The organism is Lawsonibacter celer (assembly GCF_014281125.1).
Classification (GTDB): Bacteria; Bacillota; Clostridia; order Oscillospirales; family Oscillospiraceae; genus Lawsonibacter_B; species Lawsonibacter_B celer.
The window spans coordinates 119142-138962 of record NZ_JACOEA010000002.1; the positions used below are offsets into that span (position 1 = coordinate 119142).

A 19821-nucleotide genomic window follows, 5' to 3' on the forward strand; every position below is an offset into this window, starting at 1 on the left:
CTCCCCCCCTTTCCTGCTCTGATGGGCTTACGCCTTTGCTCCATGCTCCGCCAGGTAGGCCTCCATTCTGGCCTTCATGGCGTCGTCAATATACACCCTGCCGTCGATAGGGCGATTATGGAGGAAGGAGATGATCTCCTTCACCGTCACGATGGGATAGACGGCGATCCCGTGGTCGGCCCGCAGCTCGTCCAGGGTCGAGCAGTCCCGGGTGCCCCGCTCCATCCGGTCCACGGACACAATGAGTGCGGTCACCTTCATGTCCCCCAGGGTCTTGAACAGCTCCAGGGACTCACGTACAGCGGTGCCGGCGGTGACCACATCCTCCACGATGACCACCCGGTCCCCGTTCTGAGGCTTGTAGCCCACCATGGAGCCGCCCTCGCCGTGGTCCTTGGCCTCTTTGCGGTTGAAGCAATAGGGCAGGTCCCGGTTATAGCTGCGGTACAGGGAGGCGGCGGCGGTGACGGCCAGGGGGATGCCCTTGTAGGCAGGCCCGAACAGGCAGTCCACCCCGTCGGGCAGGTTGGCCTGGATGCAGGCGGCATAGTAGTCCCCCAGCTTGGCGGCCTGGGCGCCGGTCTTGTAGTTGCCCGTGTTGATGAAATAGGGGGTCTTGCGGCCGGATTTGGTGGTGAAATCCCCAAAGGTGAGCACACCGGAGCGAACCATGAAGGTAATGAATTCTTCCTGATAGGTCATGACAAGCAGCCCTTTCTCTAAAAAATAGTAGCATAATATTATATCACCGGCCGGGCCGCCGTACAAGCCCAAGTCGACAGTTTTCAGCCAATCGTCTCCCCACACGGATGGGGCTGGTCAAACCCGTCCTTCTGTTGTAAAATGGAACCAATCTGAAAAAAGGAGTGTTGTATCCATGGATATTCACTTTTTGATGCCCACCCAGGTGCGCATGGAGGAGGACTGCGTCCGCCGGCACGGGGGAGAGCTGGCCGGACTGGGCCGGCACGCCCTGATCGTCACTGGCGCCCACTCCGCCCGGGCCAATGGCTCTCTGACCGACGTGGAGGCCGCCCTGGCCGCCAATGGGCAAAGCTGGACCGTGTTTGACCGGGTAATGGAAAACCCCACCATCGACTGCGTCTATGAGGGTGCGGCCCTGGCCCGTAGCGAGGGGGCCGACTTCGTCATCGGCATCGGCGGCGGCTCTCCCATGGACGCCTCCAAGGCCATCGCCTGGCTGGCCTGTGAAGATGTCCCCCGTGACAAACTGTTCGGCGGCTTTTACGGTCGACGGCTGCCCCTGTGCTGCATTCCCACCACCGCGGGCACGGGCAGCGAGGTGACCCAGTACGCCGTGCTCACCGACGATGCCCGGCAGACCAAGACCTCTCTGGCCGCCCCAGCCCTCTTTGCCGACCTGGCCCTGCTGGACGGCAGGTATCTGGAGCGGCTGCCCCATTCCACTATGGTCAACACGGTCATTGACTCCCTTTCCCACTCCATGGAGGGCTATCTCTCCGCCAAGGCCGACGTGCTCAGCGACGCCCTGGCGCTGCAGGCGGTGGGCGTCATCGGCTCCATCCTTCCCCGGCTGAGCGCGGACCAGCTGACCGGCGGGAACAGGGCCCGCCTGCTCTACGCCTCTGCCCTGGGCGGCATGGTGATCGCACAGACTGGCACCACCGCCGTCCACGCCATGGGCTATCCCCTTACCTATTTCCGGCATGTGCCCCACGGCCGCGCCAACGGCCTGCTGCTGCCCGACCTGCTGGCCATGGTCGCCCCCGTCCACCCCGGCCGGGTGGAGGCGCTGCTCTCCGCCCTGGGTGCGGCGGACGTCTCCGCCTTCCGGGAAATTATGGACGTCCTTCTCGGCCGGCGTGAGACCCTCACCGCGCAGGAGGCGGAGGCGTATACCGCCTCCGCCTCCCGGGCAAAGAATCTGGCCAACTGTGTGCTCCCCTTCGGGCCGGAGCAGGTGCGCGCCCTCTACCGCGCCGCCTTCGGCGTGTAACACAGCAGGAGCCCCGGGCAGCTGCCCGGGGCTCCTGTTTGTTTTGCATTCAGTTCATCTGCTTGCGGCGGGAGAGATTGATGGTGCCGTCCTGCATATCGGCCACGTTGTCCAAGCTCTTGCCCGTGCCGTAGGCCACACAGGAGATGGCGTCGTCCGCCACGTGGGTCTCAATGCCGGTATGGGACTCAATGAGCTTGTCAAAGCCCCAAACCAGGGAGCCGCCACCGGTCATGACAATACCGTTGGTGGAGATGTCGGCCACCAGCTCGGGGGGCGTGCGCTCCAGCACGCCGTGAATGGCCTCCAGGATGCGGGTGGAGACCTCCTCGAAGGCCTCGATCATCTCGCTGGAGGACACGGAGAACACCCGGGGCAGTCCGGTCATCAGGCAGCGCCCCTTGATCTCCACAGTCTGCTCTTCCGGACGAGGAAACACACAGCCAATCTGCATCTTCAGCTCCTCGGCCGTACGCTCACCAATCAGTACATTGTGCTTGCGCCGTATGTACTTCACGATGGCCTCGTCAAACTGATCGCCGGCGATCTTGATGGAGGTGGACTCCACAATGCCGGACAGGGAAATGACCGCAATGTCGCTGGTGCCGCCGCCGATATCCACAATCATGTGGCCGTCGGGCTTGGCAATGTCGATGCCCGCGCCGATGGCGGCGGCCACGGGCTCCTCAATGAGGTAGACCCGCCGGGCACCCGCCTGGATGCCCGCGTCGATCACCGCGCGCTCTTCCACCTCCGTAATGCCGGAGGGAACACAGATGACGATGCGGGGCTTGAACAGCCGGAAGGAGGTCACCTTACGGATGAATTCCTTGAGCATGCGCTCGGTCATGTCGTAGTCGGAGATCACGCCCTCCCGCAGGGGGCGGATGGCCACAATGTTGCCGGGGGTGCGGCCCAGCATCTGCTGGGCTTCGGTGCCCACTTTAAGCAGCTTGCCGGTGTTTTTGTCAATGGCGACCACGGAGGGCTCCCGCAGGACCACGCCCTTGCCCTTTACATAGACCAGAATGGACGCTGTGCCCAGGTCAATGCCAATATCTTTACTGAAGCTGAACATACCTGCACCTCGAAAAAGCATTTGTTTTAATTTTGCCCAAAATCCCATGATTAATCCCCTATATTATACAGATGTCCCGGCGCTATTTCAACTTTATTTTACATAAAGTCCGATTAATTTTCAAGGCGGCTCACCGCGCCCGGGCCGCGGCGGCGCAGACCACCTCTTTTGCGCCCGCGGCGAGCAGGGTCCGCGCGCACTCGCTCAGGGTCGCGCCGGTGGTGACGATGTCGTCAATCAGCAGCACCCGCCTGCCCCGCACCGCCTCCCGGTCGAGCACCTCATAGGCCGCGATCACGTTGGCCCGGCGGGTGGCGTCCTCGCCCAGCCCGGACTGGGCCCGGTTGTGGCGCGCCTTGCGCAGCGTAGCCACAGCTTTCTCCCCCAGCGCCTCCGCCGCCGCAGAGGCCAGGAGAAACGCCTGGTCATAGCCCCGCTGCCGCCGCCGGCGGGCGGATAGGGGCACCCAGGTAATTAGGTCATACCGCCCCGCCAGGTGGTCGTGCACGCACTGGGCCAGCAGCGTCCCGTAGACCCTGCCGTAGCCTCGGCGGCCGCTGAACTTATAGCGGCGCAGGGAATCCCGCACCTTGTCCTGATAGCGCAGGGGCGAGACGCAGAGGGAGAAGAACTCCCCCTTCTGCTCCGCGGCCTCCCCGGTAAGCCAGGGCAGGGTGGTCTGGCACCCGGCACACAGGCCGGACTCCCCCTTCTGGAGCAGCGCGCCGCAAAAGACGCACTTGGGCGGGAAGAGCAGGTCCAGCAGGACCTCCAGCGCCTGGATCACTTCAGCTCCTCGGGCGGGATGGGGCCATGCTCCTTCTCAAACTCCCGGATGCAGGACTGGATCAGGTAGTGGGCCTGGCCATTGATGGTGCGGCCCTCATACTCTGCAATATAGCGCAGCTTCTGGTGGGTCTCCGGACTGACCCTCAGTCCCACATGCTTTACTTCTTTTTTCATCATACCACACGCCTTGCCGCGTGCAATAGCACGCATCTTGCATACATGGTATGAGTTTTTTGATTAATTTATAGAAAGTGCGTGCAAATGCACGCGGCAAATTTGGAGAGGGTTCCCTCCGGGGCCCCCTTTCTCAGCGATGAGAAAGGGGGAAAAGAATCGGCAGAGGGAGGGATTTCGATTTCCCTCCCCCTGCGGCCCCCCTATTGGATGTACCCCCCTGAGGTGAAGCCCCGCGGCCGCGCCACGAGGCGCGACTTACCGGGGTCCACCAGACCGATTCACTGCCAGGGAAGGCGGCCGAGCCGCCGAAGGAACCGCGTGGCCGCCCTAACGGGCGCGCCGATCAGTAGCAGTCAAGGGTTTCAGATGAACGTAGTGCTTTTTCTTTGGAGTCCCGGACCGTTTCTTTTTGGCCTGTCAAAAAGAAACGGTCCGGGACCCGCGCGGGAGCGCAAACCCCTTCGTCCCTCCAAGGGGGACATCCCCGCCTGACAGGCGTCACTATCCCTCTGCCAGCCGCCAGCGCAGGCCGGAGTACCGTCTCTGCTGCCGGTTATTGGCCACCATCTGCGCCACCGCCTCGTCGTCTCCCACCAGAATGAGCAACTCTCTGGCCCGGGTGATGGCGGTATAGAGAATCCCCCGGGTCATCAGGGCTGGGGGCGCGCCGCACGCGGCCAGGATGACCGCCCGGTACTCGCTGCCCTGGGCCTTATGGACCGTCACCGCGTAGGCCGGCTCCAGTTCCCCCAGCATGTCCGGGGTGTATTCCACCAGCCGCCCGTCAAAGTCCACGGTCACGATCTCATTTCGGTTGTCAATGCGCTCCACCTGCCCGATGTCCCCGTTGAACATCCCCATGCCCGAGGACAGGCCGCCCTTTTCCTTCCACATCACATCGTAGTTGTTGCGGATCTGCATGACCCGGTCCCCCTCCCGGAAGATGAACTCCCCGAAGCGGCGCTCGGCGCGGCCCTCCGCCGGGGGATTCACCGCCTCCTGAATGGCCCGGTTGAGGGCGGCCGTGCCCGCCAGACGCTTGCGGGTGGGAGAGAGCACCTGGATCTGCTCGGGCGGGATGCCCATATTTCTGGGCAGGCGGGTCTGGACCAGCTCCACAATGGTCTCCGCCGCCCGGGCCGGCTCCCTCCGGCGCAGGAAGAAGAAGTCGCCCCCTTTATTGTGCAGGTCCGGGACCTGGCCCCGGTTGACCTCATGGGCGGAACGGACAATGGCGCTCTCGGCGGCCTGGCGGAAGATTTCCGTCAGGCGCACCATGGGGATGACCCCGCTGCGGATCAGGTCGGCGAACAGGTTGCCCGGCCCCACGCTGGGCAGCTGGTCCGGGTCGCCCACCAGAATCAGGCGGCACTCCCCCCGCAGGGCGGAGAGGAGAGCGCGCATCAACGTTATGTCAACCATAGAGGTCTCGTCCACAATCACCGCGTCGGCCTTCAGGGGCTCGTCCTCATCGTGGGCGAACACCAGGCGGCCGGAGCGGGGGTCGTACTGGGTCTCCAGCAGGCGGTGGATGGTGGCCGCCTCCACCCCGCACAGCTCCCCCAGGCGCTTGGCCGCCCGGCCGGTGGGGGCAGCCAGAGCGGTGTCCAGGCCCAGGGCATCAAAGAGGGCCAGCACCCCCCGCAGGGAGGTGGTCTTGCCCGTGCCCGGCCCGCCGGTGAGCAGCATCACCTGGCTGGAGGCCGCCAGGGCCACCGCCTGCCGCTGCTGGGGCGCGTAGGTGATGCCCTGCTCGGTCTGAATGCGGTCGAGGAGCCGCTCCAGGTCGGATGGGGGGACCATCTCCCCCGCCGCCATCTCCTTGAGCCGCCAGGCCACGTACTGCTCCGCCTCGCAAAGCTCCTGGAGGTAGACGGCGGTCTCTCCCGCCGCCTCCTCCTGGACCGCCTCTCCCCGCTCCAGCAGGGCCTCCAGGCCGTCCTCCAGGACCTCCCCCTCCACGCCGATAAGCTGCCCGGTGGCCCAGAGCAGCTTGTTCCTGGGCAGAAAGGTGTGCCCGTTGTCCAGATTGTGGCGCAGCTCGAAGAGCAGGCCGGCCTCGATGCGCTGGGGGTCGTCCCCCTCGATGCCGGTGCTGAGGGCCAGCTCGTCCGCGGCGGCGAAGTCCACCCCCAGCTCCCCGTCCACCAGCAGATAAGGATTGGACCGTACCATCTCCAGGGCCCGGTCCCCGTAGCGCCGGTAGAGGGGCATGGCCAACTGCAGGGGCATCTGGTGCTCCCCCAAAAAATCCAGCAGGCGGCGCATGCCCATCTGGAGCCGGAAATGCTCCCCCATGGCCAGGGCCCGCTTGCGGGTGATGCCCTGAATCCGGGTCAGGCGCTCCGGATGTTCCTCCAGCACGGTGAGCGCCTCTCCTCCAAAGGTCTCCACCATCCGCCGGGCCGTGGCCGCGCCGATGCCCCGCACCGCGCCCGAGGCCAGGTAGTCAAAGATGGCCTTCTCCCCGGCGGGCATCCGCCGCTCCACCGTCTCGGCCTTGAACTGTTCTCCATAGGAGGCGTGGCGCACCCAAGCGCCGGACACGCTCAGCCCCTCCCCGGGCGCCACCCCGGGGAGACACCCCACCACCGTGACGCCGCCCCCCTCGCCGGCGTCCAGCTTCAAGACGGTGTAGCCGTTTTCCGCGTTTTGGTAGATGACCGCCTCCACGGTCCCTTGGATCAAATTGCGGTCCTCCGGCATAAACGCGCCTCCCAACAAAAAAAGATCCGCCTCTTCCGCGTACAACGCGGAGCAGGCAGATCTATTTTAGCATGAAGCATGGGGTTTGTCGATACGTTCACAGGTGGCCGATGTACTCGCCAAGCCGGTCCATAGGGCAGATCACAAGCCCCTGGTTCTGGGCCAGCAGCGCCGTGGCCGCGGCCTGCCCCACGGGGTTCAGCCCTCCGTCGGCGATGATGATGGTCATGGGGTACTGGCCGCCCTTCAGCCACAGCAGGCGCTTCACCTCGCCCTCCAGGCGCTCGCCGTCCCCCTCGGCGGGCACCACGGCATACACCGGGCCGCCCCAGTGCTCCCCGCCGGAGCAAAGCCGCCCGAACAGCAGCCAGCACAGCCACAGCAGCCCGGCCGCCGCCAGCAGCGCCAGGATGATTTCCAGCAAAGTTTTCATATTCCGGCTCACCTCCGCGCCATTCTATGCGCGGAGCGGGCGTTACGTCACAAGTGTCGTCACCGTGTGGGTCAAAAACGTCATGATAAGTCCAGCGGTGACGACCCCGGCAAAAATGGAGGGCAATGCCTTGCGCAGCGGCATATTCAGAAATGCCGCCACCAGCGCTCCGGTCCAGCCGCCGGTACCTGGCAGCGGAATGGCCACAAAGATAAACAGGCCCAGATATTTATATTTGGTCACCTTGCGGCCCTTCAGGTGGGCCTTCTTCTCCAGCCGGTCCACCAGCTGTCCCAGGCGCGGTATGCGCCGTCGCATCCACTGGAAGATGCGACGGATATAGACCACAATAAAGGGAATTGGAATCATATTGCCGATGATACCCGCGATCAGAGCCGCCCAAGGCGGCAGCCCCAGGGCCACCCCAAAGGGCACGCCGCCCCGCAGCTCCACCACGGGGACCATGGATACCAGCATGGTAAAGACCATCCGGCCCAGGCCGGTATCGGTCAGCCACTGCATCAAATCCAAAATCTGTTCACCTCAAGAGCAGGATGCTCTTATCATACCATAGAAACGCCTGGTAAAATATAAATTTTTTATAAAAGAAATTCCGGTCACCGTCCTGTGCGCCCCGCGTCAGCTTTTCCCCGCCTCCAGGGCAAGCAGGTCATTGAGCAGATGCTCCACAAGCGGATGGTACTTTGCGTCCAGGCGCCGCCATTTTTCCAGAATCCGCTCATCCGCGCTCCGGGGCGCACCAAACAGCAGATAGTCGGCGGACAGCCCCAGCACCCGGCAGATAGCCGTCAGTGTCTTTACAGATACGCCTGTCCGCCCTCGTTCTACCTCCGCCATGTAAGAGACGCTGACATTCACCAATTCGGCAAATTGCTCCCTTGTATATCCGGCCGCCTCCCGCGCCCCTCTGATTCTAGTGTGCAAAACGATCACCTCAACGAATAGTATGAGTGATAGTTTTTTCTCTTAACATCAACTTATAATGTATATTTAATATATTGTATTACTTGATGTTTTATGGTAAAATATCAAACATTGGAGCAGATTTTCTCCATCACAAAGAAAGAGAGGCACATCTATGAAAAAGCTTTCTGTGCTGGCCCTTGCCGCAGCGCTTGCCCTAGTGGCTGCCGCCTGTGGCGGAAATGGTACGCAGAGCACCGCTTCCACCGGTACGCCCCTGTCGACTCAGACCTCTGATGCCGTGGAACCCCCCTCCATCCAGGAGACTCCTTCACCATCCAAAAGCACTCCCGTGCTTCTGTCTGCCGCAGAATTTGAGGAATTGCTGGCCCAGCTGCCCCTGTTTATCTCTTCCACCCAATATGTAGTGCAGGACGAGCAATATAAATCCCTCTACCCCGACATGCTCCAGGCCGTTTTACAGAACGATACCGACGCGGATATCAAAAACGCCGTGGTAGCCTTCGCCGCCTGGGACAAAAATGGTCTGCCAGTCAAGATCAAGGGCTCCATTGACTTCTCCGACGGCTCTTACATTAAGCAGGTCAATTACGCCGACATCAATCTGGTCCCCGGAGACTCCTTTGGCGAGAACTCCGGCTTTGAGATCAGCGAAGACTGTGCCATCGCCACTTTTGCCGCCGTCGTGGTGAGCTTCGAGACCTTTGGGGGCGATACCTGGGAAAATCCCTATTACGATGCCTGGCGCACGCTCTACGGGGGCGTAAAGTACAGCGATTCCCTCAGCGTAGAGGTCTCCCCCGCCGACGCCTCTTTTACTGGCTCTTCCACAGGCGGAAGTTCCGCTGCTACTCCCACGTCCTCTGCTCCGGAGGAGGAACTGCTGGCTCAACTGGCAGAGCAGCCCCTCCGGGTTGTCTCCACCCAATATGTGGTGCAGGATGAACAGTATAAATCCCTCTACCCCGACATGCTCCAGGCCGTCTTACAGAACGATACTGACGCGGATATCAAAAACGCCGTGGTGGCCTTCGCCGCCTGGGACAAAAATGGTCTGCCAGTCAAGATCAAGGGCTCTATCGACTTCTCCGACGGCTCTTACATCAAGCAGGTCAATTACACTGACATCAATCTGGTCCCGGGAGACTCCTTTGGTGAGAGCGCCGGCTTTGAAGTAGACGAGGCCTGCGGCATTACACACTTTACAGCTATGGTCGCCTCCTATGAAACATTTGAAAGCGATGTCTGGGAGAATCCACTCTTTGAAGACTGGTGCGCTCTGTACGAGGGAACAAAGCGTCCCTGAGCGGTTTCCGATACAAAAGCAGGCCCAGCCGGCACTCCGGCTGGGCCTGTCCTTTCACATTCAGTCAAAGATCATGGTGGAGAAATAGTCCTCCGGCGTCTCGGCGCGGCGGATCAGCTTGGTGGAGCCGTCCTCCCGGAGCAGCACCTCCGCCGAGCGGAGCTTGCCGTTGTAATTGTACCCCATGGAGAAGCCGTGGGCGCCGGTGTCATGGATCACCAGCAGGTCGCCCCTGTCGATTTTGGGGAGCATGCGGTCCACGGCGAATTTGTCGCAGTTTTCGCACAGGGAGCCCACTACGTCGTACTTGTGGTCACAGGGGGCGTCCTCCTTGCCCATGACGGTGATGTGGTGGTAGGCCCCATAGATGGCCGGGCGCATCAGGTTGGCGGCGCAGGCGTCCACCCCGATATACTCCTTGTAGGTGTGCTTTTCGTGGATGGCGCGGGTGACCAGGCAGCCGTAGGGCCCCAGCATAAAGCGCCCCAGCTCGGTGCACAGGGACACGTCCCCCATCCCGGCGGGAACCAGGATCTCCTCATAGGCCCGGCGCACGCCCTCGCCGATGACGGCAATGTCGTTGGCGGGCTGATCCGGGCGGTAGGGGATGCCCACGCCGCCGGAGAGGTTGATAAACTTCACATCCGCCCCCGTCTCGTCCCGCAGCTCCACCGCCAGCTTGAAGAGAATGGCGGCCAAGGCGGGGTAATAGTCGTTGGACAGGGTGTTGGAGGCCAAGAAGGCATGGATACCGAAGCGCTTGGCCCCCATGGTCTTGAGCTTCTTGAAGCCCTCAAAAAGCTGCTCCCTGGTGAAGCCGTACTTGGAGTCCCCCGGGGTGTCCATCACCTGGAAGCCCTCCTTGGAGGCGCCCAGCTGGAACACCCCGCCGGGGTTGAAGCGGCAGGAGATGGTCTCCGGGATATATCCGATCGTCTGCTGAAGGAAGTCGATGTGGGTAAAATCGTCCAGATTGATGGTGGCCCCCAGTTTGGCGGCCAGCTCAAATTCCTCCGCCGGCGTCTCGTTGGAGGAAAACATGATCTCGCCCCCGGTAAAGCCGCATTGGTCGGAGAGCATCAGCTCGGTGAGGGAGGAGCAGTCCACGCCGCAGCCCTCTTCCCTCAGAATCTTCAGGATCGCAGGGTTGGGGGTGGCCTTGACGGCAAAATACTCCTTATAGTCCGGGTTCCAGGCGAAGGCCGCCTTCAGACGGCGGGCGTTCTCGCGGATGCCCTTCTCGTCATAGAGGTGGAAGGGGGTTGGATACTGGGCGGCGATCTCTTCCAGCTGCCGCTTGGTCACAAAGGGCTTTTTCATACTGCACACCTTACCTTTTCTGCTGCCGAGGCTGTTTGATTCTGCTATTACTATAATCCCCAAGTAAAAATTTTGTCAATCCACAGATATTCCTACCCCTTTCCGCCTTTTTTTCCACCATGTTGGAAAAAGCGCCGAAATCCGAAAAAGTTTTTCGCTTCCTCTTGCATTAAGCGCCGGTTTCTGTTACCATAGTGCAGAATTCGGAGCAGGTGGAGGTTGGGGCTGGTGAAACGGGATGCGGTTCGGTTTTCGGCGCTCCTGGCCATATTATTTGCAATTAAGGGCAATTGCTTTTCTCGCTGAAAAGTAATTGCTTTTTTTCTGGAAATGATACATCTGCAAGCTGGAGAGAGATTGAGAGGAGCGTATTATGGGAAAGAAAACTACCACCCCGGGCAATGAGCCCATCCGTGACGCCAGGACCTTGGGCATCCCCAAGATGCTGATCCTTGGCCTGCAGCATATGTTCGCCATGTTCGGCGCCACCGTGCTGGTCCCCATTTTGGTCACCAGCTACGGCCTGCCGCTGTCCATCCAGACCACTCTGTTTTTCGCCGGAATCGGCACCCTGTTCTTCCATGTGTGTACCCGCATGAAGGTCCCCGCCTTTTTGGGCTCTTCCTTCGCCTTCCTGGGCGGCTTTCAGGCGGTGGCTGAGCTGCCCGCCTATGCCGGCATGAGCGGCGAGGAAAAACTGGCCTACGCCCTGGGCGGTGTAGTGGTGGCCGGGCTTTTGTACCTGGTGCTGGCCGCCATTATCAAGCTGGCCGGAGTGAAGCGGGTCATGCGCTTTCTGCCCCCGGTGGTCACCGGCCCCATCATCATCCTGATCGGTCTGAACCTGGCGCCCTCCGCCGTCAACAACGCCAAGACCTGCTGGTGGCTGGCCCTCGTGGCCATGGCGATTATCATTGTGGCCAACATCTGGGGCAAGGGCATGATTAAAATCATCCCCATCCTGCTGGGTGTGGTGGGCTCCTACATCGTGGCGGTCATCGCCAACGCCTGCGGCGCCACCGCGCTGGACGCGGCCGGCAATGTGATCCCCCTGATGGACTTTTCCGCCGTGGCCGCCTCCCAGATCGTGGGCCTGCAGCCCTTCTCCATCGCCAAGTTTGACGTCAATTCCATTCTGGTCATGGCCCCCATCGCCATTGCCGCCATGATGGAGCACATCGGCGATATGTCCGCTATTTCGGCCACTGTGGGTCGGAATTTCATTGAGGATCCCGGCCTGCACCGCACGCTCATCGGAGACGGTATTGCCACCTCCCTGTCCGCCTTCTTCGGCGGCCCGGCCAATACCACTTACGGCGAGAACACCGGTGTGCTGGTGCTCTCCCGGGTATATGATCCCCGGGTTATCCGCCTGGCTGCCCTCTACGCGGTGATTCTGTCCTTCTCCCCCGCCTTTGCCGCCATTGTCAACTCCATCCCCACCGCCATTATCGGCGGCGTGTCCTTTATTCTGTACGGTATGATTTCCGCCATCGGCGTGCGCAATGTGGTGGAGAACCGGGTGGATTTCACCAACTCCCGTAACCTGATCATTGCCGCCGTTATTCTGGTGTGCGGCCTGGGCTTCTCCGGCGGCCTGACCTTCACCGTGGGTGAGGCCCATGTGACCCTCACCTCCCTTGCCATTGCCGCCATTGCGGGCATTGTGCTCAACGCCATTCTGCCCGGCAAGGACTATGTGTTCGGCACCGATGTGACCGAGGGCCGCTCCGGCGATATGGGCCGGTACTAATCCCCCTTTCCGCAGCATCCCCCCGGCCAAAGGCCGGGGGGATGCTTTTTGCATTCTGGACTTATAAAAAGATTCAAAACTGGCATTTGAACTATGTTCAGATCGGCGCTATACTAACTCCACCTTACAGATAGGAAGTGGTTCCTTTGAAACGTCATTCCAATACTCTGACCCTTGCGGTTCTGGGTATGATGACCGCGCTGGTCTTTGCCGTGAACTATCCCCGCATCATTATTCCGCTGCCCACCGGGCAGACCGCGTTTACGCTGGCCAATATCATGTGCGTCCTCTCCGGTCTGCTGCTGGGCCCCATCGGCGGACTGGCCGCCGGCCTGGGCTCTGCACTTTATGACCTGACCATCCCCGCCTACGCGCCCGAGTGCTGGATTACCTTCCTCACCAAAGGCGCCATGGGGCTGGCCGCCGGCCTGGTCATGCTGCGCCCGGACCGACGGGAGTCCCCTGTCTATTCCCGCTGCCTGACCGGCGCGGTGGTCGGCTGTGTGGTGTATTACGCCCTCTACTTCTCCAAGTCCCTGTTCTACGACAACATGCTGGTGGGCGGTCTGACTATGGGGGCCGCCGCCGCCCTGCTGCCGCTGAAGATCCCCGCCTCCCTCTTCAACGCCGCCGTGGCCATTGCCGCCGCCCCGCCCCTGTGCCTGGCGCTTCGGTATGCCCTTCGGCGCGCCCATGTGAAGCTGGCCTGATTCCATCCCGCAAAAACGCCGCCCCGGTGGGGCGGCGTTTCTTTATATACCGGACGGCTGGCCCTGTTCCAGCTGGGCCATCAGCCGGGGGAACATCTTGAAAAACAGACAGGTGGTCACCGTGGCGGCCACCACGTCGGCAATGGGCTCGGCGAGGAAGGCCGCCTCCGCAGACGCCAAGGCCGGTAGCAACAGCAGGCAGGCCAGGTACACCGACTTGCGGAACAGGGAGCAGAACAGGGCCTGCCGCACCCGCCCCAGGGCGGTGGTCTCATCCACCAGGGGATACTGAATAGCCAGGGGGATGATCATGGCGGTAAACCGCTTGATGTAGCGCACGGAACGGGCGATCAGCTCCGCATCCCCGGTAAAAAGGCGCACAAAATAGGGCGAGAGGGTGTGGGTCACCACGGTCATGATCACGCAGAAGGCCACGCACAGCAGCACAATGGAGCGGATGGCGGCCCTGATGCGGTCAGGCCGCGCCGCTCCGTAATTAAAGCTGACCACCGGCTGGGTGCCCAAGGTCATGCCCCCCATGGGCATGGTGATGATGAGCAGATAGCTCTGCACGATGGTGGCGCAGGTCACCAGGGTATCCCCCAGTCCGGGCCCGCCGTAGCGCTGGAGCACCGTGTTGAGCACGATGAGCAGCACGCTGTCGGTGGCGATGATGAGAAAGGGGGACAGGCCGAAGGCCAGAATGCGCTTCATCACCCGCCAGGAAAAACCACCCCACCGCAGGGGCACAGGCATACGCCTGCGCAGGAGCAGCCCCAGAACCAGGGCGCAGGAGGCCACCTGGGAGAGCACGGTGGCCAAAGCTGCCCCGGCCACCCCCAGATCAAAGGTAAAAATAAACACCGGGTCCAGCACGATGTTCAGCACCGCGCCCACCACCACCGTGGCCATTCCCAGCCCGGAATACCCCTGGGCAATGAGAAAGCTGTTCATGCCCGCGGCCATGAGGGCGAAGAAGGTGCCCGCGGTGTAGATGGTCAGATAAGTATCCGCATAGGCAAAGGTGGCTTGGCTGGCCCCAAACCACAGCAGCAGCTGCTCCTTGCACAGCAGGAAGCCGGCGGTCAGCCCGCCGGAGAGCACCAGCAGCATCAAAAAGCTGTTGGACAGCACCCGGCCCGCCTCATCCCGGTGCCCCTCCCCCATGCGCATGGCCAGGATGGGAGAGCCGCCCAGGCCCACCAGGGAGGCAAAGGAGGCCAGCAGGGTGACAATAGGGCCGCATACCCCCACCCCGGCCAGGGCCAGATCCCCAATCACGGGAATATTGCCAATATAGATGCGGTCCACGATGCTGTACAGTACGCTGACCAGCTGGGCCAGCATAGTGGGAATGGCCAGCCGCAAGACAAGCTGAAATACCGGATCGTGTCCCAGGTCATTCGTCCGTTTCATAGGTCCCCTCCTCTGTACGCCCGGCGCTGTATGCACCGGAACAATCCAGAGCATTATACTCTTGTCTTCCTTCCCCGTAAAGAAAAATATATTAGCACTCACCTATATAGAGTGCTAACGTTTACAATTCAGTCATAAAATTATGCAGATTTGTTCACAATTTAATTCTATAATTTCACTCAGAAAAAGAGAAAAAGGGCCATTAGACCGGCCTGCAGAAAGGGGTTCCTTCCCATGGAACATTGCAAAATTTAGCAGTCAATATAGCAGACTGCCAGTCCCATCAAAACAATCTATGACAGAATGAGGAGAGATTTTTATGTTTGGTATGCTTCCTTTTGAAAACAATAACGACAACCTGTTTGACACCTTCGATCATTTTACCCGCAGCTTCTTCGGCAGTAACAACGCCAACCTGCCCGCCTTCCGCACCGACATTAAGGACGCAGGCGACAAGTTCGTGCTGGAGGCCGAACTGCCCGGCTTCCAGAAGGAGGACATCTCCCTGGATGTGAAGGACGGCATCCTCACCATCAAGGCCGAGCACAAGGAGAACAAGGACGAGAAGGACGACAAGGGCAACTACGTCCGCCGGGAGCGCCGTTACGGCTCCTTTACCCGCTCCTTTGACGTCTCCGGTATTGACGAGGGCGCCATCACCGCCGCTTACAACAACGGCATTCTGGAGCTGAACCTGCCCAAGGCTGTCCCCGCGGTGCCCGAGGCCCGCAGGATCGCCATTGAGTGATCGGAACCCGCGGGAGCCGGTCAGCTGCGGCTGACCGGCTCCCGTTCCGTTCCCTCCCAGCGCTCGCAGCCGAAGTCCGGCTCCGGGTGCCGCCGCCAGGGGTGGATGCAATGGCCGTACCAGAGGGGGTAATAGTCCCCCTTTCCTGTGCGGACGTAGTGCTGGCGGTAATGAACGCAGGTCCCGCAGACCCGCTTTTCCACCATGTACTTCCGGGGCAATGACATAAAATCACCTCACAGAGAGCATACATCTGATAAGGTTTAAAGTAAATACATCCAATCAGATTTATGCTATGGTTCTCCCGAGGTGATGATATGTATTGCTATCCCAGACTGCGAGACCTGCGGGAAGACCGTGATTTGACCCAGGAAACCATTGGAAAGCTGCTTGGCACCACGCAGCAGCAATACTATAAATACGAAAAAGGGATTCAGGAAATCCCCGCCCACCATCTGATCACGCTGGCCGATTTTTATCAGGTCTCCGTGGACTATCTGTTGGGACGGGAAAAGGCCTGATTCTCCTTGTAAAGGAGCGTGACGCAATATGAACGCGCAGAAATATACGCAGAAGTCTCTGGAGGCGGTGCAGAACGCCCAGTCCATCGCCACCGAGTACGGCAACCAGCAGATTGAGCAGCCCCACCTGCTGCTGGCCCTGCTGCTGGACGAGGGCGGGCTGATCCCCCAGCTGCTGGGGAACATGGGCCTCACCGTCCCCTCCTTCACCGCCGCCGCCAAGGCGGAGGTGGAGAAGCTGCCCCGTGTGTCCGGCTCCGGCCGGGAGCAGGGCAAGATCTATGTGGCCCAAGACGTGGACAAGTGCCTGAACACCGCCGAGAGCATCGCCGCGTCCATGAAGGACGAGTATGTGTCGGTGGAGCACCTGCTGCTGGCCCTGCTGGACACGGCCAACCGGGAGCTGAAGGAGCTGTTCCGCACCTACAACGTACAGAAGGAGGGCGTGCTCCAGGCCCTGACCAACGTGCGGGGCAACCAGCGTGTGACCTCCGACAACCCGGAGGAGACCTATAACGCCCTGAAAAAGTACGGCTCCGACCTGGTGGAGCGGGCCAGGGCCAACAAGCTGGACCCGGTCATCGGCCGGGACGACGAGATCCGCAACGTCATCCGCATCCTGAGCCGCAAGAGCAAGAACAACCCCGTTTTGATCGGCGAGCCCGGCGTAGGCAAGACCGCCATCGCCGAGGGTCTGGCCCAGCGGATCGTCAAGGGCGACGTACCCGCCAGCCTGAAGGACAAGACCATTTTCGCCCTGGATATGGGTTCCCTGATCGCCGGGGCCAAGTACCGCGGCGAGTTTGAGGAGCGGCTGAAGGCCGTCCTCAACGAGGTCAAAAAGTCCGAGGGCCGCATCATCCTCTTCATCGACGAGCTGCACACCATCGTGGGCGCCGGCAAGACCGAGGGCGCCATGGACGCGGGCAACCTGCTCAAGCCCATGCTGGCCCGGGGCGAGCTGCACTGCATCGGCGCCACCACTCTCAACGAGTACCGCCAGTATATCGAGAAGGACGCCGCTCTGGAGCGGCGGTTCCAGCCCGTCATGGTCAACGAGCCCACGGTGGAGGACACCATCGCCATCCTCCGCGGCCTGAAGGAGCGGTACGAGGTGTTCCACGGCGTGAAGATCCAGGACGGCGCCATCATCGCCGCCGCCACCCTGTCCGACCGCTATATCACCGACCGGTTCCTGCCCGACAAGGCCATCGACCTCATCGACGAAGCCTGCGCCATGATCCGCACTGAGATCGACTCCATGCCCACCGAGCTGGACGTGATCCAGCGGAAGATCATCCAGCACGAGATCGAGGAGGCCGCCCTGAAGAAGGAGGACGACGCCATCTCCAAGGAGCATCTGGCCGAGATTCAGAAAGAGCTGGCCGAGATGCGGGACGAGTTCAACGCCAAGAAGGCCCAGTGGGAGAACGAGAAGAACGCCATCGGCAAGGTGCAGAAGCTGCGTGAGGACCTGGAGGCCGCCAATGCCCAGCTGGAGAAGGCCCAGCGGGAGTACGACCTGAACCGTGCCGCCGAGCTGCAGTATGGCAAGATCCCCGAGCTGCGCAAGCAGTTGGAGACCGAGGAGGCCATCGCCAACGAGGGCAAGGCCCGTTCCCTGCTGCGGGACAAGGTCACCGAGGAGGAGATCGCCCGCATCATTGAGCGCTGGACCGGCATCCCGGTGGCCAAACTGATGGAGGGCGAGCGTGAAAAGCTGCTCCATCTGGAGGACATTCTCCACCAGCGGGTGGTGGGCCAGGACGAGGCCGTGCGCCTGGTCAGCGAAGCCATCCTCCGCAGCCGGGCCGGTATTGCCGACCCCGACCGGCCCATCGGCTCCTTCCTGTTCCTGGGCCCCACCGGCGTGGGCAAGACCGAACTGGCCAAGACCCTGGCGGAAGCTCTGTTCGACAGCGAGAAGAACATGGTCCGTATCGACATGAGCGAGTATATGGAGAAGTTCTCCGTGTCCCGTCTCATCGGCGCGCCTCCGGGATACGTGGGCTATGAGGAAGGCGGCCAGCTCACCGAGGCCGTCCGCCGCCACCCCTACTGCGTGGTGCTCTTCGACGAGGTGGAGAAGGCCCACCCCGATGTGTTCAACATCCTGCTTCAGGTGCTGGACGACGGCCGGATCACCGACAGCCAGGGCCGCACGGTGGACTTCAAGAACACCATCATCATCCTCACCTCCAACCTGGGCTCCCAGTACCTGCTGGACGGCATTGACCAGAATGGCGAGATCACTGAGGAGGCCAAGAGCCAGGTGCAGGAGCTGCTGCGCCACTCCTTCCGGCCGGAGTTCCTCAACCGTCTGGACGAGATCGTGTTCTACAAGCCCCTGACCAAGGACAACATCACCCACATCATCGACCTGCTGGTGAACGAGCTGAACCAGCGTTTGAGCGAGAAGCAGCTGAAGGTGGTACTCACCGATGCCGCCAAGCGCTATATCATCGACAGCGCCTACGACCCCGCCTTCGGCGCCCGGCCTCTGCGCCGGTTCGTGCAGCACGGGGTGGAGACCCTCATCAGCCGCAAGATCATCGGCGACGAGGTCCAGAGCGGCGACACCCTCACGGTGGACTGCGTGGATGGCCAGCTGACCGTGGAGGCCAGGCAGGTTCTCACCGGCGAGCTTGTCAACGGAGATTAACGCAATGCCGCAGAGAGGCCCGCGTACCGGTTTCGGTACGCGGGCCTCCTCTTTTCTGTTCTGTTCAGGCCCGGACCGACTCCGTCAGGGCATCCGCCAGGGCGTCCAGCTCCGCGCCCTTGCTCTCGCTGAGCGAGGAGGCCAGACTCAGGCGCTCGTTGAGTACTGTCATGTTCTTGAGCTCCTCGTCAATAAACTTCTGCATCAGGTCCCCGGACTTGCAGGCCCAGGAGCCGTTCTCAATCAGGGCAAAGGTACGGTTCTGCAGATTGAGGGCTTTCATATCCATGAGGAAATTGTGCATCACCGGGTAGATGCCCAGGTTATAGGTAACGCTGGCCAGGACAATGTGGCTGTACTTAAACGCTTCGGAAATCAGATAGGACACATGGGTGTTGGACACATCGTATACCGCCACGTTGGTCACGCCCTTCTCGCACAGCTTGGCGGCCAGGGCCTGGGCGGCGGCCTCGGTGTTGCCGTACATGGAGGCGTAGGCAATCAGCACGCCCTTCTCCTCCGGCTCGTAGCGGCTCCACTTGTCGTACTTGTCGATAAAGTACATCAGGTCCTTGCGCCATACCGGGCCGTGGAGGGGGCAGATGAACTTGATCTGGTCCAGAATGCCCCCGGCCTTTTTCAGCAGCAGCTGGATGTGGGGGCCGTACTTGCCCACGATGTTGGTCAGGTAGCGGCGGGCCTCGTCGATCCAGTCCCGGTCAAAATCCACCTCGTCGGCAAAGAGCTTGCCGTCCAGGGCGATGAAGGAGCCGAAGGCGTCGGCGGAAAAGAGGACGCCGTTGGTGGTGTCAAAGGTCACCATGGCCTCAGGCCAGTGGACCATGGGCGCGCCTACAAAGGTGACATTGTGGGCGCCGAAGGAATAGGTATCCCCCTCCTTCACCTCAACGAGCTCGTGGCCGTCCACATGGAAGCCAAACTGGCGCATCAGCATAAAGGACTTTTCCGTGGAGATGACTTTCACCTTGGGCCAGCGCAGCAGAATCTCCTCAATGGAGGCCCCGTGGTCTGGTTCCATATGGTTGATGACCAGGTAGTCGAGGGGCTTGCCGGCCAGCAGGTACTCCATGTTCTCCAGCAGCTGGCGGCAGGCGGACCAGTCCACAGTGTCAAACAGGACGGACTTCTCGTCCAGCAGCAGGTAGGCGTTGTAGCTGACCCCTCTGGGAATGGGGTGGATGTTTTCAAACAGGGTCAGGCGGTGATCGTTGGCCCCCACCCAGTACAGGTTATCGGTAACAGTTCGCACGCAATGCAT

Annotated in this window: 19 protein-coding genes; 7 read left to right on the plus strand and 12 right to left on the minus strand. The window is 61.3% G+C overall.

The window, feature by feature from the left end; all coding sequences use genetic code 11:
- Positions 1 to 27: 27 nt before the first annotated feature.
- Complete coding sequence (gene pyrE / locus H9Q75_RS05310; protein WP_186565144.1) at positions 28 to 702, minus strand: orotate phosphoribosyltransferase; 675 nt, start codon at positions 700 to 702, stop codon at positions 28 to 30.
- Between the two features lie 175 nt (positions 703 to 877).
- Here pyrE and H9Q75_RS05315 point away from each other — a divergent pair, with 175 nt between their 5' ends.
- Positions 878 to 1978 carry an iron-containing alcohol dehydrogenase family protein gene (locus H9Q75_RS05315; RefSeq protein ID WP_186565145.1) on the plus strand — a complete coding sequence of 367 codons (1101 nt, stop codon included), beginning with the start codon at positions 878 to 880 and terminating at the stop codon, positions 1976 to 1978.
- A 49-nt stretch (positions 1979 to 2027) separates the two neighbouring features.
- Here the strand turns inward: H9Q75_RS05315 and mreB are convergent, their stop codons facing one another.
- The 7 genes from mreB to H9Q75_RS05350 all read right to left on the minus strand — a co-directional run bounded on the left by mreB (position 2028) and on the right by H9Q75_RS05350 (position 8115).
- Positions 2028 to 3056: a rod shape-determining protein gene (gene mreB / locus H9Q75_RS05320; protein WP_279287642.1), complete on the minus strand. Its 1029-nt coding sequence runs from the start codon at positions 3054 to 3056 to the stop codon at positions 2028 to 2030.
- A 130-nt stretch (positions 3057 to 3186) separates the two neighbouring features.
- Positions 3187 to 3843 (minus strand): phosphoribosyltransferase family protein, encoded by a 657-nt coding sequence (locus tag H9Q75_RS05325; RefSeq protein ID WP_186565147.1) that lies wholly within the window; start codon positions 3841 to 3843, stop codon positions 3187 to 3189.
- A complete protein-coding gene (locus H9Q75_RS05330) occupies positions 3840 to 4022 on the minus strand; it encodes a type II toxin-antitoxin system antitoxin (protein ID WP_243200700.1) in 183 nt (60 codons plus the stop codon). The genes H9Q75_RS05325 and H9Q75_RS05330 overlap by 4 nt, the downstream gene beginning before the upstream one ends.
- A gap of 501 nt (positions 4023 to 4523) precedes the next feature.
- The gene (recD2, locus tag H9Q75_RS05335) at positions 4524 to 6728 is read right to left on the minus strand and encodes an SF1B family DNA helicase RecD2 (RefSeq protein ID WP_186565148.1); all 2205 of its coding nucleotides are present in this window, start codon (positions 6726 to 6728) and stop codon (positions 4524 to 4526) included.
- A 97-nt stretch (positions 6729 to 6825) separates the two neighbouring features.
- Positions 6826 to 7161 carry a hypothetical protein gene (locus H9Q75_RS05340; protein ID WP_186565149.1) on the minus strand — a complete coding sequence of 112 codons (336 nt, stop codon included), beginning with the start codon at positions 7159 to 7161 and terminating at the stop codon, positions 6826 to 6828.
- A 42-nt stretch (positions 7162 to 7203) separates the two neighbouring features.
- Positions 7204 to 7683, minus strand: coding sequence for a COG2426 family protein (locus tag H9Q75_RS05345; RefSeq protein WP_186565386.1), 480 nt, complete (start codon positions 7681 to 7683; stop codon positions 7204 to 7206).
- Between the two features lie 117 nt (positions 7684 to 7800).
- Entirely contained in the window at positions 7801 to 8115 is a 315-nt protein-coding gene (locus H9Q75_RS05350; RefSeq protein WP_341480908.1) for a helix-turn-helix domain-containing protein, read from the minus strand.
- 145 nt (positions 8116 to 8260) lie between these two features.
- On the opposite strand from H9Q75_RS05350, the gene H9Q75_RS05355 reads away from it, so the two are divergent.
- Positions 8261 to 9412: a DUF5780 domain-containing protein gene (locus tag H9Q75_RS05355; RefSeq protein WP_186565151.1), complete on the plus strand. Its 1152-nt coding sequence runs from the start codon at positions 8261 to 8263 to the stop codon at positions 9410 to 9412.
- A 60-nt stretch (positions 9413 to 9472) separates the two neighbouring features.
- Here the strand turns inward: H9Q75_RS05355 and H9Q75_RS05360 are convergent, their stop codons facing one another.
- Positions 9473 to 10732 (minus strand): diaminopimelate decarboxylase, encoded by a 1260-nt coding sequence (locus H9Q75_RS05360; protein ID WP_186565152.1) that lies wholly within the window; start codon positions 10730 to 10732, stop codon positions 9473 to 9475.
- Positions 10733 to 11105: 373 nt separating this feature from the next.
- On the opposite strand from H9Q75_RS05360, the gene H9Q75_RS05365 reads away from it, so the two are divergent.
- Together H9Q75_RS05365 and H9Q75_RS05370 are read left to right on the plus strand one after the other, a co-directional pair.
- Positions 11106 to 12485: a uracil-xanthine permease family protein gene (locus tag H9Q75_RS05365; RefSeq protein ID WP_186565153.1), complete on the plus strand. Its 1380-nt coding sequence runs from the start codon at positions 11106 to 11108 to the stop codon at positions 12483 to 12485.
- Between the two features lie 146 nt (positions 12486 to 12631).
- A complete protein-coding gene (locus H9Q75_RS05370; protein WP_186565154.1) occupies positions 12632 to 13195 on the plus strand; it encodes an ECF transporter S component in 564 nt (187 codons plus the stop codon).
- Positions 13196 to 13237: 42 nt separating this feature from the next.
- Here the strand turns inward: H9Q75_RS05370 and H9Q75_RS05375 are convergent, their stop codons facing one another.
- The gene (locus H9Q75_RS05375; protein WP_186565155.1) at positions 13238 to 14611 is read right to left on the minus strand and encodes an MATE family efflux transporter; all 1374 of its coding nucleotides are present in this window, start codon (positions 14609 to 14611) and stop codon (positions 13238 to 13240) included.
- A 319-nt stretch (positions 14612 to 14930) separates the two neighbouring features.
- On the opposite strand from H9Q75_RS05375, the gene H9Q75_RS05380 reads away from it, so the two are divergent.
- A complete protein-coding gene (locus H9Q75_RS05380; RefSeq protein WP_186565156.1) occupies positions 14931 to 15359 on the plus strand; it encodes an Hsp20/alpha crystallin family protein in 429 nt (142 codons plus the stop codon).
- Between the two features lie 20 nt (positions 15360 to 15379).
- Here the strand turns inward: H9Q75_RS05380 and H9Q75_RS05385 are convergent, their stop codons facing one another.
- Positions 15380 to 15586, minus strand: coding sequence for a hypothetical protein (locus tag H9Q75_RS05385; protein WP_186565157.1), 207 nt, complete (start codon positions 15584 to 15586; stop codon positions 15380 to 15382).
- A gap of 90 nt (positions 15587 to 15676) precedes the next feature.
- Between H9Q75_RS05385 and H9Q75_RS05390 the strand changes: the two genes are divergently transcribed.
- Together H9Q75_RS05390 and clpB are read left to right on the plus strand one after the other, a co-directional pair.
- Complete coding sequence (locus H9Q75_RS05390) at positions 15677 to 15880, plus strand: helix-turn-helix domain-containing protein (protein ID WP_186565158.1); 204 nt, start codon at positions 15677 to 15679, stop codon at positions 15878 to 15880.
- A 28-nt stretch (positions 15881 to 15908) separates the two neighbouring features.
- Positions 15909 to 18542, plus strand: a complete 2634-nt coding sequence (gene clpB / locus H9Q75_RS05395; protein WP_186565159.1) for an ATP-dependent chaperone ClpB — start codon at positions 15909 to 15911, stop codon at positions 18540 to 18542.
- Between the two features lie 64 nt (positions 18543 to 18606).
- Here clpB and H9Q75_RS05400 read toward each other — a convergent pair whose 3' ends face one another.
- On the minus strand, positions 18607 to 19821 hold the full coding sequence (locus H9Q75_RS05400; RefSeq protein ID WP_186565160.1) for an FprA family A-type flavoprotein: 1215 nt from the start codon (positions 19819 to 19821) through the stop codon (positions 18607 to 18609).